Origin of the sequence: Streptomyces marispadix, assembly GCF_022524345.1 — a bacterium.
In the GTDB taxonomy this organism is placed as follows: domain Bacteria; phylum Actinomycetota; class Actinomycetes; order Streptomycetales; family Streptomycetaceae; genus Streptomyces; species Streptomyces marispadix.
The window spans coordinates 747,579-763,321 of the sequence record NZ_JAKWJU010000002.1 but is presented as its reverse complement, the minus strand read 5'-3'; the positions used below and the strand labels follow the sequence as shown (position 1 = coordinate 763,321).

Sequence of the window (15,743 nt, the reverse complement as noted above, 5' to 3'; positions counted from 1 at the left end):
CCGGACCACCCGTGCCCGTGCCCCCGCACCCCTGTGCCTCGGTACGACCCGGCCCGGCGGCCGGTCAGGACACGGCGCGTGCTGGGGGTACCGCCCAGCGCTAGCCGGGGGAGGCGATGCGCTGCCGGAAGACCTCGTAGAGCACGGCGGTCGCGGCGCCTGCCGCGTTGAGCGAACTCGCGGACCCGGCCATGGGGATGCGTACCGTGCGGTCGCACAGTTCGCGCCAGGCGGCGCTCAGACCGGACGTCTCGTTGCCTACGAGCAGCAGTGCGGGCCCGGTCAGATCGGCGTCGAACAGGTCGGCGTCGCCTGCCTCGTCCGTACCGACGACGGCGATACGCCGCCCGGCTGCCCTGTGCCGCTCCAGCCAGCCGGCGACGTCGCGCGGGGAGGGCACCCGCACCGCCGGCAGCGCGAAGAGCGAACCGGTGCTGGCCCGCACCGACTTGGGGTCGTAGACGTCGGCCGCGTGCCCCGACACGATCACGCCGTCGGCGCCGAAGGCGTCCGCGGAGCGGATGACGGTGCCGATGTTCCCCGGGCTGGTGGGGCGGTCGAAGAGGACGCCGAGGAAGGCGTCGCCCGTGGCGTCGATGCGGGACAGGTCGTCCTCCGGCATTTCGAGCACGGCGACGACCTCGGGCGCGGTCTCGTCCTTCCCGCCCAGCTCGGCGAGGAGTTCGGGCGCCATGGCGACCCGTTCAGCCCGTACGTCGCGCAGCAGGTTCTCGGCCCAGCGGGACAGCGGGCGGCGGGTGGAGTGGATCAACGTACGTACGGGCCAGCCGCGTTCGACGGCGACGGTGATGGGGCGGACGCCCTGGACGAGGAACTCCCCTGCGCGCTGCCGCTTGTTCCGGTTGGTCAGCAGCGAACTCCACTGCTGGAAGCGGGCGTTGCGGGAAGTGATCTTCAAAACCGCCGTGTCCTCCCGCTCTTGACTCCGTACCGCCGCGGCAGCCTACACGGGATCGGGGCGGTCACCGAATCTTCACAGTCGCGGTTATGGCCCTTCAATGTTACCGCTGCGTTAATTGACGTGACTTCGTCAATGTGGTCTGCCTCACTCGGTACCCCCCACAGTGCCACCACCCCCCACAGCCACCACTTGGAGCGCATCCGCACCACCCCCCACGAGGCGACCACGCGGCGATCACGAGAAAACGCCCCCTCACCCCCACGAGGAGACGGCAGTGAAACTGTCCTGGAAGCACTCCCGCACCCCGGCAGTCGCCGCGGCGGCCGCGTTCGTCATCACGGCCCTTCCGCTCACGGCGTCAGGCGCCTCGGCGTCGGAGACCGCACCGTCGGAGCCTGTCTCGTCCAAGTCGGCGGCCGAGTCGGCTGGTTCGGCCGAGTCAGCCGAGTCGCCTTCGGAGTCCGCCTCGTCAGCGGACGACCGTGCGGCCGGTCAGGCCGCCGCGCAGGCCAAGCTGGCCGACAAGCCCGCGGCGGACTCGTCCGCGGCCGAGTCGGAGAAGTCGGCGAAGTCCGAGGGAGGCGGCTGGAACGACTACGACTGCAAGCCCTCGAAGGAGCACCCCCGCCCCGTCGTTCTCGTGCACGGCACGGGAGGCAACGCGGTCGACAACTGGCTCGGTCTGGCGCCGTACTTGAAGGACCGCGGCTACTGCGTCTTCTCCCTCGACTACGGCCAGTACAACAACATTCCGCTGCTGCACGGCCTCGGCCCCGTCGAGGACTCCGCCGAGCAGCTCGACGAATTCGTGGACAAGGTGCTGGGAGCCACCGGCACCGAGAAGGTCGACATCGTCGGCCACTCGCAGGGCGGCATGATGCCCCGCTACTACATGAAGTTCCTCGACGGGGCGGACAAGGTGAACGCGCTCGTCGGCATCGCACCGAGCAACCACGGCACCACGCTCAGCGGGCTCACCAAGCTCGTCGACCTCATTCCCGGGCTCGGCGACGCCGTGGACGGGCTCGCACCGTCGCTGATGCAGCAGAAGGAGGGCTCGGAACTCCTCAACCGCCTGAACGAGGGCGGCGACACACTGCCCGGCGTGAAGTACACGGTCATCGCGACCAAGTTCGACGAGGTCGTCACGCCCTACAAGTCGCAGTTCCTCCAGGGCCCGAACGTCAACAACGTTCTGCTCCAGGACCTCTGCCCGGCGGACATCTCCGAGCACCTGGCCGTCGGCCTCTTCGACAAGCTCGCCTTCCACGAGACCGCCAACGCGCTCGACCCCGCCAACGCCGAGCCCACCACCTGCACCTCGTAGACATCCGCCGGCGCGTACGCAGCCGCGCACCCGCGGAGCTGCGCACAGACGGAGCTGCGCACGAACAGAACAGTGCACATACGGAACAGAGCACATACGGCAGTGCCGGGGCTCCGCGGAGAGCGGAACCCCGGCACTGCCGCGTTCACCGTCACGTCGGCACATCGGCTCCCGTGAAGCGCTAGCTCCCGTAGAGCCTCCGTGCATAAGCAGGCCCGTAGTGCTCCTCCAGCAGCTCCAGCGGATCGTCCTGGCGCTCCAGCGCCTTGGACATCCTCGCCCGGCCCGGCAGCGCCTCCGGCTCCCAAGTGCCGGGGTCCCAGGCGGCGGAGCGCAGGAAGGCCTTCGAGCAGTGGTAGAAGACCTCCTCGACCTGGACCACCAGCGCCAGTACGGGCCGGTGTCCCTTGACCGTCATCTCGTCGAGGAACGGCGCCTCGCGCACGATCCGTGCCCTGCCGTTGATACGGAGGGTGTCACCGCGGCCGGGCAGCAGATGGACGAGGCCGGCCCGAGGGTTCTGAAGGATGTTGCGGAACCCGTCGGCCCGTCTGTTGCCCGGCCGTTCGGGGACGGCGATCGTGCGCTCGTCGAGCACCTTGACGAAGCCCGGAGGGTCGCCCTTCGGTGAGACGTCGCACGAACCGTCGCGTCCCGATGTGGCGATCAGACACAGCGGCGAGTGTGCAAGCCACTCCCGGTCCAGCGCGTGCAGCGTGCTCCGGACCTTCCGTGCTGCGTGCGGGGCCGGATCGCCCAGCAGCTCCCGCAGCTCGGCCTCCGAAGTGACTTCCCGCGTCGCCGTCGGCGGTTCCACATGTGCCACCCTGCCTCACCTTCTCCGCAGGCCACGCAGGTCTCCTCCTCGTCCTGCTCGTAACGGCATTTCATCATCATGCGGTCAGTTGCCACCGCGGCGGCCGAGGTCACGACGGCGTGCTCCGAGGCACACCAGGGCGGCACCGACGACGAGCACGCCCGCGCCGGCGAGCGCGATGTTCGACGTCATGTCGTCGCCGCCGGTCTGCGCGAGGCGGTCGCCCTGGCCGTCGCTCTTGGTCGCGGGGGCGTTGTGGGACGAGTGCGCGCCGTCGGTGCGGGTGCCGTGCTGCGTTCCGTGCGTGCTGTGCCCGTGCACGGAAGCGTGGCCTCGACCGCCGTGCTCCACCGTCGACTTGGGCGCGCCCGCGGCGATCTGTGTGTCGCTGGGCGCGTCGGGCGTTCCGCTCGCCGACTTCGTCTCCGCGCCGGAGGCCGCGGCACCCGCGCCCGAGAAGGTCACGTCGGAGCAGGTGTAGAACGCCTCGGGGCTGTCGGAGCGCTGCCAGATGCTGTAGATGAGGTGACGGCCGTTCCTCTTGGGCACGTCGCCCTTGAACTTGTACTCGCCGCCCTGGAGTTGGGGGTCCTTGACCTTCGCGAACGGCTTCGACTCCAGGTCCGACCACTTCAGCGGCTTGGACGGGTCGTAGCCGGACTTGGTGATGTACAGCTCGAAGGAGCCCTTGTGCGGAGCCGTCGTCTTGTACGAGAAGGAGTGCGAGCCGGCCTTCATCTTCGAGGCGGGCCAGTCCTTTCGCGGCAAATCCAGGCCCTTGTACTTGGCGCGCCCGGCGCTGCACAGCTTCCCGTCCGGGATGATCTGCTTGTGCTTCCCGGCCGCGTCGGGGATGTTGACCTCGTTCCAGTCGTACAGCGCCTGGGTGCCGCCTGCCTTCACGGCCGCCTTGCACGCTGCGGACTGCGGGTTCTCCGGTCCCTCCGCGAAGCATCCGGATACGCGGCTGACCGGGTCCGTCATCGATCCGTGTGCGGAGGCGGGGGTCGCGCCTGCCATGGACAGCGCTAGCGGCACGGCCGAGACGGCTGCCATGCGGGCGAAGGTGCGACGAGCGGACATCTTCGGGCTCCTGAATGTGGGGGGTACGAGCCGCCCCTTGCCCCGCGCGCCAGTTGGTGCCGGGCGAGCCGGGCCGGTGCGGTGTGCACGCTGCACGTTAGCCGCGCTCAGCAGCCCTTTCGACGCTCCGAGGCGCCGGCTCGCCATCCTTATGGTGGCGTTAAGGCGGGGGTAAGCGGGGCCTCAGACGCCGCCCCTCGGGGCGCGGCGTTGTGCGCGCTCCATCTGTTTTCTGCGACTTACGAGTTGTGCCCGTGTCTGTGCAACTCCGGGGCGTTTTCATGGGTCTAGCCTCATGCCACAGCGAACGCGCCCAAAGGGGGCCTCCCATGAGGAAAATCCGCCTGCTCACCGTCACAGCGCTCGTCAGTGCGGGACTTCTGACCGCAGCGCCCGCCTCCTCGGCCGCGTCCGCCGGTACCGGCACGGCCGCCGTCTCCTCCACCGCGTCGACGAGTTGCGGCGTCATGTGGGGGAGCACCCCGAAGACCGCCCAGGGTGCGGCCGACCGTCCGCTCACCGACGTACGGACCGGGCGCCACGCCTGCTACGACCGGATGGTCCTCGACATCCGGCCGGGGTCGTCCGCCGACTCCCCCGGCTACCGGGTCCGTTACGTCGACAAGCTCTACCAGGACGGCTCCGGGCATCCCATCACGATCGGCGGCGGCGCGATCCTGGAGATCGTCGCGGACGCACCGAGCTACGACCCGGAGACCTTCGAGCCGACGTATCCAGGCCGTGGCGGCAAGCCGCTGCCCGGGGTCGACCTCACCGGCTACAAGACCTTCCGCGACGCCAGGTTCGGCGCGAGTTACGAGGGGACGACACAGCTCGGCCTCGGGGTCAGGGCGCGGCTGCCGTTCCGCGTCACGGGGCTGGGCGACCGTCTCGTCGTGGACGTGGCGCACTCATGGGCGGCACCGCGCTGAGCCGTGGCCCCGCACCGGGGGCGAGTCCGGTGCCGGGGCGCCACGGCAGGTCCGAAGGGTCCGAGGGTGCGTGCCGTCTCAACCGCCGAACTGCACGGAGCGTTTGGCCAGCCCGGCCCAGAAGCCGTCGATGACCGTGCGCTGCCGGGCCAGTTCCGGCTCGCCCGCGCCGAGGGCCACGAAGAGCGGGGCGAAGTGCTCGCTGCGCGGGTGGGCGCGGCGCCCCGCGGGCGACTTGTGCTCGAAGTCGAGCAGCGCGTCGACGTCGCCGCGCTCCAGCGCCTCTCGCCCCCAGTCGTCGAACTCCCTTGACCAGGCGGGCGCTTCGTCCACGCCCGCGCCCCACCGCAGCTCGCTCAGATTGTGGGTGAAGAAGCCGCTGCCGATGACGAGGCAGCCCTCGTCGCGCAGGGGAGCGAGCCTGCGTCCCAGGCGCAGCAGCTCCTCGGGTTCGAGGGTGGGCATGGACATCTGGAGCACGGGCACGTCGGCGTCCGGATACATCTCCACCAGCGGTACGTACGCCCCGTGGTCGAGGCCGCGTTCGGGAGCGTCATGGACCTGTTCGCCTGGGCGTGAGAGCAACGCCCTTACGCGCCGGGCCAGTCCGGGCGCGCCCGGCGCCGGATAGCGCACCTGGAAGTAGCGTTCCGGGAAGCCCCAGAAGTCGTAGACCAGCGGCGCCGTACGGGTCGCGGAGAGCGTGACCGGGGCGGACTCCCAGTGCGCCGAGACCATCAGGATGGACTTCGGCCGGGGCAACCGGCCGCTCCAGCGGGCCAGTTGTGAGGTCCACAGCTCGTCGTCGGCCAGCGGCGGCGCGCCGTGGCTGAGATAGAGCACGGGCATACGGGAGGGCGCCGCCGCGCCGGGGGCCTCGTCGCGCCGCCGCGCCGGGGGCCTCGTCGGGGCCGGTCCGGGTGCCGCTCCCGGTCCCGTCTTCTGTGCCGCTCTCGGTGGTCACGTTCGCTTCAGCCCTTCCCCTGCCGGTTCAGGCTCGGTGCAGGTCCGGAGCCGTCCGAATGTGGTTCGAATTTGAACAACCTGCTCCGCGACGATAGCCGATGATTCGAATTCGAACAACTGCGTACGATTGCGCCATGGCAGACGTGAAGTGGCTGGACGAGCGCGAGTCGGCGGCCTGGCAGAGCTTCCTCCGGGCGGGCAACCGGGTCGGGCAGCATCTCGACCAGCAGTTGAGAGAGGGCGGCGGCCTGTCCCACCCGCAGTACGAGATCCTCGTCCGCCTCGGCGACGCCCCGGGCGGTGAGATCCGTATGACGGAGCTGGCCAAGAGCCTGGTCACTTCGAAAAGCGGCCTGACGTACCAGATCGGGCGCCTGGAGAAGCGCGGCCTGGTGCGGCGCCGCACATGCGAGAGCGACGTGCGCGGGGTCTACGCCGTGCTCACCGGCGACGGCAGGCGCGCCCTGCGCGAGGCTGCCCCGGGCCATGTGGCCGCCGTGCGCGAGGTGCTGATAGACGTGCTCGAAGTCGAAGAGCTGGAACTGCTGGCGGAAGCGCTCGGTCGTGTGGCCCGCCGCCTGGAGGGCCCGCAAGGAGCCCGGACGGACGAGCCGGACCGGGACCGGACGGCCGGCCGCACCGGCGGGCGGGACGGCGAGTGACGAAGAACACGAAGAGCGGGCCACAAGGGCATGACGCATGAAAGACGCGAAGAATCCCCAACGTTGGCGAACCGCTCGCTTCCGAGCGGTGATACGGAACCAACCCTGCTCCGTTTCGCGTGTGTTCTGCGACCAGGGGGCAGATGCGACGGAAGGCCGAGGCACAATCGGAGGACAGGGCCGCAACATGAGCACGATGAGTAACCCGCGTGGGGCGAGAAGGGGTGTGCGGTGAACCTGCTGGATGTGCTGTTGCTGCTCGCAGTGCTGGTCTTCTCCGTTTCCGGCTATCAGCGTGGCCTTGTCGCGGGGTTCGTCTCGCTGGCCGGCTTCGTGGGCGGAGCCGTCGTCGGTGTGTGGGCCCTGCCGTTCGTACTCGGCAAGGTGCCGCCCGGCACCACGGAGGCCACCGTGGTGGCGCTGCTGACCGTGCTCGTACCGGCGGCGCTGGGGCAGGCCGTGGCCGCCCCGCTCGGCTGGCGGCTGCGCGACGCGCTGAGCTGGACCCCGGTGCGCTGGGCGGACGGCGCGGGCGGAGTGGTCGTCAACGCGATAGCCGTGCTGGTGGTCGGCTGGGTCGCGGCGAGCGCACTGTCCGTCTCGCCGTCGCCGGTGCTCAACCAGACCATCCGCGGTTCGCAGGTGCTGGGCACGGTCCAGGACCGTATGCCCGACCAGGCCGCCACCTGGTTCAACGACGCGACGGGCGCGCTCACCACGGCCGGATTCCCCCCGGTCTTCAACCCCTTCGAGCACGAACCGGGCACCGCCGTCGCCAAGCCATCCGGCGACTCGGTCACCCCGGCGGCGACCCAGGCGGCCAAGCGCAGCACGGTCAAGGTCGAGGGAGTGGCCGATGTGAGCGGCAGCGCACGCGGCCAGGAGGGCAGCGGCTTCGTCTACACCGAGCAGCATGTGATGACCAACGCGCACGTCGTCGCGGGCGTCGACGAGCCGACCGTACGCGTCGGAGGCGTGGGCCCGCGCTACGAGGCGAGGGTCGTGCTCTTCGACCCCAACACCGACGTGGCCGTCCTCGCCGTGCCCGGACTTCAGGCGCCCGCCCTGGAGTTCGCGGGCAATGCCGCGCGGGGTGCCCCCGGTGTCGTCGCCGGATACCCGGAGAACGGCAGCCTCGATCTGCGTGCCGCGGCCGTCGCCCAGCGCGTACAGGCCCAGGGCCAGGACATCTACGGTGACGACCTCAGCACCCGTGACATCTATGCCATCCGCTCCACCGTCCGGCCGGGCAACTCCGGCGGCCCGCTGCTGACCAAGGACGGCAGGGTCCTCGGCGTGATCTTCGCCCGCTCCACGACGGACGCGGGCACCGGCTACGCGCTCACCGCCGAGCAGGTGCAGCAGCACGCGCGCCGCGGTGCGAGCGCCACCCAGGCCGTCGACACGGGCAACCGCTCGGCACTCTGAACCACCGTCCCAGTACGGCCGAGGCGGCAGGGCAGGCCCCGCCCGGCCTCTGCCTGCGCGCCGCGCCCCTCAAATCGCCCTGGAATAGCGCCACTCGGCCGCCGCCTCCGTATAGCCGAGGCTCCTGTTGAGAGCCAGCATCGGTACGTTCATGGCGTCGTTCCCCGTGAAGGCCCGCGTACGGCCCGCCTCGCGTGAGCGGCGCAGCGAGTCGAGCTTGGCCAGTCGCGCCAGTCCCCGGCCCCGGTAGGCCCGGCGGGTTCCGGTCATGCCCGACCAGTAGCGTTCACGTCCGTCCGTCTGCGCCACGGAGTACGACGCCACTTCGCCGTCCGCCAGTACGACGGAGCTGAGCCGGTGGTCGATGTCCGGGCGGTCCCAGTTCAGCCGCAGCCAGTCGTCGTAGGGGACGAACCCGTGCCGCACATCGCCGGGTTCGTCGGCGGTCGCCTCCAAGTCGGCCTCGTACAGGGGCCGTCGGTCGTCCGCGAAGTCGAGGTACGTACGGAGTTCGACGCCGTCGGGCAGCGGCGACGGGGGTTCGGGGAGCGGGGCGTCCGCGAGGTCGAGACCGAGGAAGCAGGCACGCCGCCCCCGCACATAGCCGCGGCGTTCGGCGAACCCGGGGGAGCGGCCGTCGTCCGGGACCCACGTCCACGCCCGGCTCGCCCCCAGCGCGGCAAGGCGGCGCTCCGCCTCCGCGACCAGCGCGCCGCCCGCGCCCAGACCCCACGCGTCCGGGCGCACGGCGACGTGGAGATACCCCTGGTCCGGCTCGGTGCTGCCGGCGATCAGGCCCGTATCGGCGCAGCCCACGATGCGCCCGCCGGAGTCCCTGGCGACCAGCCAGCGCACACGGCAGGCCGCGGGCGCCGACTCGGCCTCCCAGACGACCGATTCGGCCGTGCACACCAGATAGGGCACGGCCGCACGCCGCACCTCGGCCACGCCCGCGGCGTCTGCCGTGCGGAAGGCTTCGACGGTGACCTTCGACGTCATGGAGCGGCACGCTACGGGCCCGGCGGTGGCGCCGCTGCTGAATTTCCGCCCGCTGGGGGAGAATCGCCGGGCGTCCGCGCATCGGCCGGCACATCCCCGCCGTCGGCCCGCGCGGCGACAGCCCGCGATCGAAGAAACGCGAACAGACCGGAGACCACGTGGCGTTGCAGATCACCATCGACCCTGACGCGCCGGACGCGCCTTACGAGCAACTCCGTGCCCAGATCGCCGAGCAGGCGCGCGGCGGGGGTCTGCCCACCGGATACAAGCTGCCGACGGTACGGGGACTGGCGGGCGAACTGGGCCTCGCCGCCAACACCGTCGCCAAGGCGTACCGGGCACTGGAGTCGGACGGAGTCATCGAGACCAGAGGGCGTCACGGCACCTTCGTCGCGGCGGCGGGCGACGCGGCGGCCCGGCAGATCTCCGCTGCGGCACAGACCTACGCTCAGCGGGCCCGCAGGCTCGGCCTGGAACGGGAGGCGGCGCTCGCCGCGGTCGAGGACGCACTGCGGGCCGTCTACGGGTGAGCGACGGGGCGGTATGCGGCGACGCGGCGGTATGCGGCGGTCGGCCTCCGCTGCCGGACGCTCGGGAGCCCGAACGGGCCTGTCACACAGGGGAGTTCACGGAATCTAGCGGTTCGAAGCCCTACGGGCCTCGCAGGGCCGTGCCAAGGCCGCCGCCCGCGCCCGCCTCGCGGGCCGAGCTTCACATGGGCGTACCCGTACGAGTGAGCAGCCGCATACGGGCCTCCATCAGCGCGAAGCCCAGCAGATTCAGCCCCCGCCACTGCGAAGGGTCCCGCACCCGCTCGTCGTCGGCGGCGAGGCCGATGCCCCACACCCGGTCCAGCGGGCTGGCCTCGACCAGCACCCGGCTGTTGGTGCCGAGCAGGAACTCCCGCAGCTCACCGTGCCGTTCGAACTTGCGCAGACTGCCTTCGACGACGATGGCGAAGCGTTCGCGCTCCCACACGCTCTGGTCGAAGCCGCGCACCGAGCGTCCCGCGGCCTTCGCCTGCCGGGGATGGCGGGCCTCGACAGCGCTGCGCTCCGCCTCGGCGTCGCCGAACAGCCGGGCCTTGCGGGCCATCATCCAGTGCTCCGTCGTGGCGTACTCGACTCCCTCCGCCACGAACGGCGCGTGCCACCACTGGCTCAGACAGCCCTTGCCGACGCTGCCGTCCCGCCGTGGCCGATGGCCCCAGAAGTAGAGGTACTTGAAGCGCTCACCGCTTGCGGCGCGCTCGGCGAGTTCGGCGACATCGGCGACCATGGCGTGATTCTGGCAGTGCGGGGCCCGCCGCTCGACCGTTTATCCGGCGAGGCGAGTCACGGCAGGGCGTCGTCGGCGGCACGGGGACGGGGCGGGGGCGCGATGCGCCCCCGCCCCTGAGCTTCCCGCTCATACGGCTCGTACCCGCGTGGGGCCCCCGCATCCGGCCGCACCGGTGGCGCCCGCCAACCAGGCCCTCGCGGACGGGAGTTCAAGGACGCGCCTTGGAACTCCCGCCTCAGCAGCGCGCCTTCACGGACATAAGAGCCGACATGGCCTCACGACCACGGCCTCGCAGCCGCGTCCTCCCGACACGCCCCTCACAGATACAGCCCGGAGCCCTCGCCGTCGTGCCGGGCCGGGACCGACGCGGGCGAAGAGCCCTTGCGCAGCGCGAACAGCTCGGCCAGCGTGGCCCCTTCGCGGCCGACGCCCTCCTCCGTGCCGAGCCAGCCGACCGCCTCGGTGCGGCTGAGCGCGCCCACCTCGATACGGGCGAGACAGCGTCCGGGGCGCACGACCGCGGGGTGCAGCCGTTCCAGGTCCTCGTTCGTGGTGACGCCCACCAGCACGTTGCGTCCCTGGCCCAGCAGGCCGTCGGTCAGATTGAGCAGGCGCGAGAGTGCCTGCCCCGCCGCGTGCTTGGCCTCGCCACGGATCAACTCGTCGCAGTCCTCCAGAAGCAGGAGGCGCCAGCGCTGCTCGTCGGAGTCGCTGTCGTCCGCGCCGATGGCGATGTCCATCAGATAGCCGATGTTGTTGAACAGATGCTCGGGGTCGAGAACGCAGTCCACCTGGCACCAGTCGCGCCACGAACGTGCCAGCGTGCGCAGCGCGGAGGTCTTGCCCGTGCCCGGCGGGCCATGGAGCAGCAGAAGCCGCCCGGAGATCTCGTCCGGGGTCACCTTCATCAGCCCGTCCATGGCATCGGCCACCCGCGCCGTGTAGTTGGGGCGCACCTCCTGCCACGTACCGGCCGTGATGGCACGGGTCGTACGGCGCGGCCCCCGCATCGGCGAGTGGTACCAGAAACCCATGGAGACCTTGTCGGAGCGGGGCTCGGGCTCGTCCTCCGCGCCCTTGACGGCCTCGTCGAGGCGCCGCTGGGCGAGTTCGCCGCTGACCGCCGTCACCGTGACGTCCGCGCCGTGGGTCCAGCGCGAGACCAGCACCGTCCAGCCCTCGCCCTCCGCGAGCACCGTGCTGCGGCCGTCGGCCTGCGCCTCACGCAGCACCGTGGCGTCCGAAGGCAGCAGTGTGCGGCCCTTCTTGACACGGTCGACCGAGTGGCTGCGGGAGTACGGCTGCTCCCCGTTGGTGAACCGTCCGAGGAACAAGGCGTCGATGACGTCGGACGGCGAGTCGGAGTCGTCGATGGTCAGATACGGAGTAATCGCGTGCTCGGGCTGGGTCGGAGAGGTCAGAATCTCACTCCTGTCGTCGGCGGCCGAACGGCGTGCCTGTGCTGACATGGCTCACATGATCCGGCATACCCGGCCTCGGCGCACGTACGTTTCTGCCCGGTCGGTCAGGACACGGGCGGGTATCACAGGGTGCCGGTAATGTTCGTCAACGCGCCTGTGGGGCAGGTGAATCCTGTGACCGGGATACACGGGTGGAGCAGTCGGGCGTTAGGGTTGCTGTGCCCGGGCCTCGTGCCCTCGTACGGGTGGGGAGTGTCATGGAACAGATAACAGTGAGCGGCAGGGCGCGAGTGCCTGCGATCAAATGCGGTACGGGCGCGACGAGTTCGCGCCTCGACCGGCATCTGGCTGTGCTCGCCGGCCCCGCCGTGCCGCAGGGTGAGACGGAAGAAGCGACTTCGCTGATGCGTGAGATCACCCAGCGTGATTCGGCGCGGCACCGGACGGCAGTCCGGGGCGCACGTGTCTCGCTGTTCGCGCCGTTGCGCAAACTGCGCCGCACGCTCTTCGGCGGTCGCGGCTGAGCTTCCTTCGTAGACATCTTCCCTGGGCCTTTCGGCCCGGGGAGGCCCCAACCCTGTGCCCAGGGGCGGTGGCCGGTCCTCCGGCCGCCGCCCCTTTGCGTGTGTGCGTTCCGTCTGCTTCAGGTCCCGGCCTCGGCCCCATCGTGCTTCGTCCGTGCCGCGAGCCTGTGAACCTCCCCTACAGCAGGGCCAGTTGGCCGCCCGGCCCTTCCTCCGGTACGTCGAGGACCGACGCCGGGCGGCGAGAGGCCGCCGGTACGGGCAGCAGGCCCGCGCGGTGCAGCTCCGCCCGCCCGATCGGCACCGGCCCCTGCTTCGAGCCGTCAGCTTCCGCTCCGGCGCCGGCGGCGGCCCCCGCCATCCCGGCTGCCGCCGCGGCTCCGGCGTCCAGATCGCGCGCCAAGTCGCGTTGCTGCGGGCGTAGTTCGGCGATCATCGTGAGCACCGTGATCAGTTCCAGCAGCTCCGACGTCCACTCCGGCGGCCGGTTGCGGGGGCCGGTCCTGCTCGGGCCGCCCGAGCCGGAAGCGCCTCCGCCCGCTGTGCGAGCCATGCCTCCAGTACGGGAGCGCCGCCCGCCTCGAACTCCCAGGCCGCCCGTGCCACCGGTGCCACACGCCCGTCCCCGATGTGCAGCGAGCGCTCCTCGGCGTCGTGCAGCACTTCACCGTCTGCGGGTGCAGTGGCGGGCAACGGGGCCCGTACATAGGGACGTTGGCCGCCCGGCAGCCGTGGCCTGCCCGTGAGTGCGTCAGCGCCGCCCTCCGCCGACGCGCAGCGCGCACCCCTCGTATGGAGCCAGATCAGCCGACGGCCCAGCGCCACCCCACGCCGCCACAGCTCCGGGTCCGCCGTCAGCGGCACCGCACGCCCCGTGGGCCCCGGCCGCGCTGCGGCGGCGATCCAGGCCAGCATGTCCTCCGGTCCGACCGGCACACCCAGGCGTCCGGCGAGGTGCTCCAACAGGCCGGGCAGCACGTTGGGTTCACGGCCGCCGGGTCTTCTGTGCAGCGGCCGGATGCGCCCGGGCCGCCCCGCGGGCGGGCGCCCGTCGGGCAGCAGCGCGGTGAAGGTGAACAGCGGTCCGGGGCGCCGGTGGTCGTGCCCCGTCTCCACCAGATGCGTCTGACGGCCGTCGCTCACGCGCCACAACTGCGGGCGTGCCACGTCGATGAGCCGGTGGTCGGGGATCAGCCACTGCTGGTCGTACGGCCCGTGCAGGAACCGCACCGGTTCCGGGCAGCCTCCGCGCTCCGAGACCAACGGCCCGTCGTGCGCGGGGACTCCGGGCAGCGGTGCGACGGCGCTGTGCAGGGTGCGGGAGCGGCTGGGTACGAACAACGCCTCGCGTGCGGCCTCGTCCTCGGTGCGGACCAGGGCGTTCCAACGGGCGCGCAGCGTGGCGGAGTCCGGCGCCGCGACCCAGTCGCGGCCCAGGCGCAGGGGCGCGACGGACCACGGCATCAACTCGTCGAGCAGGGGCGCGTGCGGCCCGAGTGCGTCCTCGGAGCCGCCGTCCGCGCCGCTGCTGACACGTGTGCCGATTCCGGGGCCGCTGTCCGTGCCGGGTCGGTCGTCGCTCACCACTCGATGCTACGAGCGTGCCCGCGCCCCAGTCAGCGGCCGGGCCCGCCGACGGGCCAGTCCCGGCCCGTCCTCAGCCCCGTACGAAGACCCTCAACGGCCCCACTGCGGACGTCTCATGCCGTGCAGTCCGCCGTAAGCGGCCCGCTCCGGGGACTTCCAGCCCGCAAGCAGCGAGGGATCGACGCGGTACACCTCGACCCCGATCGGGTGGCAGAACTCCAGCGGGTCCACATCGGAGCCCGGCCCCCACATCGGTACGGACAGATCGCCGCCGGGACACGTCGACAGCGCGCACAGCAGGTCCAGTTCGGCGAAGAACTCGAAGTGGTCGCCGGGACGCGCCGGGCAGTCCTTCATGAAGTACCGGTCGTCGTCGTTGAGTCCGGTGCACTGGAAGACGTTGAGCACGTCGTGCACGTCGAACTCGGTGAGCCCGTAAGGCAGTACGGCCCGCACCAGATTGGAGTGGCAGTGGTGGTCGAAGTCCTCGCCGGTGAGCATGCGGTTGACGTACGGATCGCACCGCGTGCCCAGCAGGTCGTGCACCCTGCCGCCTTCGGCGTCTTGCCCGTACCCGGCGAGAGTGTCGCTCGTGACGGTCACCAGCGGACGCAGGAACGGCAGCGTCGACCACAGCCGGTCGTAGGTGCTTACATGCGCGCGCTGCAACTGCCGTGTGCGGGAAGCCCACAGGCGCTCGCGCGGGTCGTGCAGGTTCCATATGTTCAAGTCGCCGACCTGGGGACCGTCGAGGGTGACCAGGCGGCACACATGCCCGGCCGGGACCTCCCACGCGAGGCCCGAACGTATGGGCACGGTGAAGGACTCGACCGGCTCGCGGTCCCCGGTCGCGATCTCGTCGTAGAAGGCGCGGTCGACGTCGAGGGCGCCGCCCTCGGCGGACTGGTACGCGGCTGCGGTTCCGGCCATGGGCGGCTCTCCTTACGTGCCTGTCGAAGCGCCTCCGTCCCGGCGCGCCCTGTCCGTCTCGACGTGCGCGGGCCGTCCGTCTCAACAGTGGCGGGGGCGCCCGTCTCAGTGTGCCTGGAGGGTCACGGAGAAGGAGAAGCGGTCGCCGCGGTAGTGGATCAGGGCGACGTCCACCACCTGCCCGTCCTCGTCGTACGTCACTCCCGTGTAGTGCAGGATCGGGCTGAGCAGCGGCACTTCGAGCAGTTTCGCGGTCTCCGGGTCCGCCAGCCGCGCCTCGACGGTGTCGGTGATCCTGCTGATCCGCACGCCCACGCCGTCGCGCAGCACCTTCGTCATCGGCCAGCCGCGCTCCAGATCCGCGGGGTCGATACGGGGGGCGACGCGTGGATGGATGTAATTCTCCGCCCAGTTGGTCGCCTCGCCGCTCTCCGGGTCGTGGCGCAGCCTCCGGTACGCCGTGGCCTCCGTGACGTCGGGGAAGTGCTCGGCCAGCTCCGGCGGAAGCTGCGCGGGCCCATGGCCGAGCAGCGTCGTACGGTCGCCGGACTGCTGGGCCACGATGGTGTCGACCGAGCCGAGCAGCCGTACGGGTCTGCTTCTGCACGCCTCGGGCTCGATGAAGGTGCCTCGCCGCCGGTGCCTGGAGATCAGCCCCTCCGTCTCCAGCTCCTTCAGCGCCTGCCGCATGGTCAGCACGCTCACGCCGTAGTGCTCGGCGAGGCGTTCCTCGGTCGGCAGCCGCAGGGGGGCCTGCGGGGTGCGCCCGAGTATCGAGGCACGCAGCGACTGCGAGACCTGATACCACAGCGGCAGCTTGCGGTTGAGCTCCAGCGAGTCGGGAGCGAAGACGGACACGTTGGC

At 71.1% G+C, this 15,743-nt stretch carries 15 protein-coding genes and 1 pseudogene; 6 read left to right on the top strand and 10 right to left on the bottom strand.

Annotated features, from left to right (window positions below; translation table 11 throughout):
* Positions 1 to 100 precede the first annotated feature (100 nt).
* Complete coding sequence (locus MMA15_RS03375; RefSeq protein ID WP_241057430.1) at positions 101 to 919, bottom strand: RNA methyltransferase; 819 nt, start codon at positions 917 to 919, stop codon at positions 101 to 103.
* Positions 920 to 1,436: 517 nt separating this feature from the next.
* Here MMA15_RS03375 and MMA15_RS03370 point away from each other — a divergent pair.
* Complete coding sequence (locus MMA15_RS03370) at positions 1,437 to 2,249, top strand: esterase/lipase family protein (protein WP_241062953.1); 813 nt, start codon at positions 1,437 to 1,439, stop codon at positions 2,247 to 2,249.
* Between the two features lie 181 nt (positions 2,250 to 2,430).
* Here MMA15_RS03370 and MMA15_RS03365 read toward each other — a convergent pair whose 3' ends face one another.
* A complete protein-coding gene (locus MMA15_RS03365) occupies positions 2,431 to 3,075 on the bottom strand; it encodes a pyridoxamine 5'-phosphate oxidase family protein (protein WP_241057429.1) in 645 nt (214 codons plus the stop codon).
* A 75-nt stretch (positions 3,076 to 3,150) separates the two neighbouring features.
* A complete protein-coding gene (locus MMA15_RS03360) occupies positions 3,151 to 4,149 on the bottom strand; it encodes a lytic polysaccharide monooxygenase auxiliary activity family 9 protein (RefSeq protein WP_241057428.1) in 999 nt (332 codons plus the stop codon).
* Between the two features lie 329 nt (positions 4,150 to 4,478).
* Here MMA15_RS03360 and MMA15_RS03355 point away from each other — a divergent pair, with 329 nt between their 5' ends.
* Positions 4,479 to 5,081 carry an AMIN-like domain-containing (lipo)protein gene (locus MMA15_RS03355; protein WP_241057427.1) on the top strand — a complete coding sequence of 201 codons (603 nt, stop codon included), beginning with the start codon at positions 4,479 to 4,481 and terminating at the stop codon, positions 5,079 to 5,081.
* 78 nt (positions 5,082 to 5,159) lie between these two features.
* On the opposite strand, the gene MMA15_RS03350 is transcribed toward MMA15_RS03355, so the two are convergent.
* Positions 5,160 to 5,930 carry a dioxygenase family protein gene (locus MMA15_RS03350; RefSeq protein WP_241057426.1) on the bottom strand — a complete coding sequence of 257 codons (771 nt, stop codon included), beginning with the start codon at positions 5,928 to 5,930 and terminating at the stop codon, positions 5,160 to 5,162.
* A 251-nt stretch (positions 5,931 to 6,181) separates the two neighbouring features.
* Here MMA15_RS03350 and MMA15_RS03345 point away from each other — a divergent pair, with 251 nt between their 5' ends.
* Together MMA15_RS03345 and MMA15_RS03340 are read left to right on the top strand one after the other, a co-directional pair.
* Entirely contained in the window at positions 6,182 to 6,709 is a 528-nt protein-coding gene (locus MMA15_RS03345; protein WP_241057425.1) for a MarR family winged helix-turn-helix transcriptional regulator, read from the top strand.
* A 231-nt stretch (positions 6,710 to 6,940) separates the two neighbouring features.
* Entirely contained in the window at positions 6,941 to 8,137 is a 1,197-nt protein-coding gene (locus MMA15_RS03340) for a MarP family serine protease (protein ID WP_241057424.1), read from the top strand.
* A 69-nt stretch (positions 8,138 to 8,206) separates the two neighbouring features.
* Here the strand turns inward: MMA15_RS03340 and MMA15_RS03335 are convergent, their stop codons facing one another.
* A complete protein-coding gene (locus tag MMA15_RS03335) occupies positions 8,207 to 9,136 on the bottom strand; it encodes a GNAT family N-acetyltransferase (RefSeq protein ID WP_241057423.1) in 930 nt (309 codons plus the stop codon).
* Positions 9,137 to 9,294: 158 nt separating this feature from the next.
* Between MMA15_RS03335 and MMA15_RS03330 the strand changes: the two genes are divergently transcribed.
* Positions 9,295 to 9,666 carry a GntR family transcriptional regulator gene (locus MMA15_RS03330; RefSeq protein WP_241057422.1) on the top strand — a complete coding sequence of 124 codons (372 nt, stop codon included), beginning with the start codon at positions 9,295 to 9,297 and terminating at the stop codon, positions 9,664 to 9,666.
* 181 nt (positions 9,667 to 9,847) lie between these two features.
* Here MMA15_RS03330 and ybiA read toward each other — a convergent pair whose 3' ends face one another.
* Together ybiA and MMA15_RS03320 are read right to left on the bottom strand one after the other, a co-directional pair.
* Complete coding sequence (gene ybiA, locus MMA15_RS03325) at positions 9,848 to 10,414, bottom strand: riboflavin biosynthesis intermediates N-glycosidase (RefSeq protein ID WP_241057421.1); 567 nt, start codon at positions 10,412 to 10,414, stop codon at positions 9,848 to 9,850.
* 320 nt (positions 10,415 to 10,734) lie between these two features.
* Positions 10,735 to 11,886, bottom strand: coding sequence for a DUF5925 domain-containing protein (locus MMA15_RS03320; protein WP_241057420.1), 1,152 nt, complete (start codon positions 11,884 to 11,886; stop codon positions 10,735 to 10,737).
* A gap of 209 nt (positions 11,887 to 12,095) precedes the next feature.
* Here MMA15_RS03320 and MMA15_RS03315 point away from each other — a divergent pair, with 209 nt between their 5' ends.
* Complete coding sequence (locus MMA15_RS03315; protein WP_241057419.1) at positions 12,096 to 12,362, top strand: hypothetical protein; 267 nt, start codon at positions 12,096 to 12,098, stop codon at positions 12,360 to 12,362.
* Positions 12,363 to 12,540: 178 nt separating this feature from the next.
* On the opposite strand, the pseudogene MMA15_RS03310 reads toward MMA15_RS03315, so the two are convergent.
* The 3 genes and pseudogenes from MMA15_RS03310 to MMA15_RS03300 form a co-directional block, all read right to left on the bottom strand.
* Positions 12,541 to 13,826, bottom strand: a pseudogene (locus MMA15_RS03310) (type ISP restriction/modification enzyme).
* Between the two features lie 213 nt (positions 13,827 to 14,039).
* Positions 14,040 to 14,879: an urea carboxylase-associated family protein gene (locus tag MMA15_RS03305; RefSeq protein ID WP_241057418.1), complete on the bottom strand. Its 840-nt coding sequence runs from the start codon at positions 14,877 to 14,879 to the stop codon at positions 14,040 to 14,042.
* 105 nt (positions 14,880 to 14,984) lie between these two features.
* Entirely contained in the window at positions 14,985 to 15,737 is a 753-nt protein-coding gene (locus MMA15_RS03300; protein WP_241057417.1) for a GntR family transcriptional regulator, read from the bottom strand.
* Positions 15,738 to 15,743 lie beyond the last annotated feature (6 nt).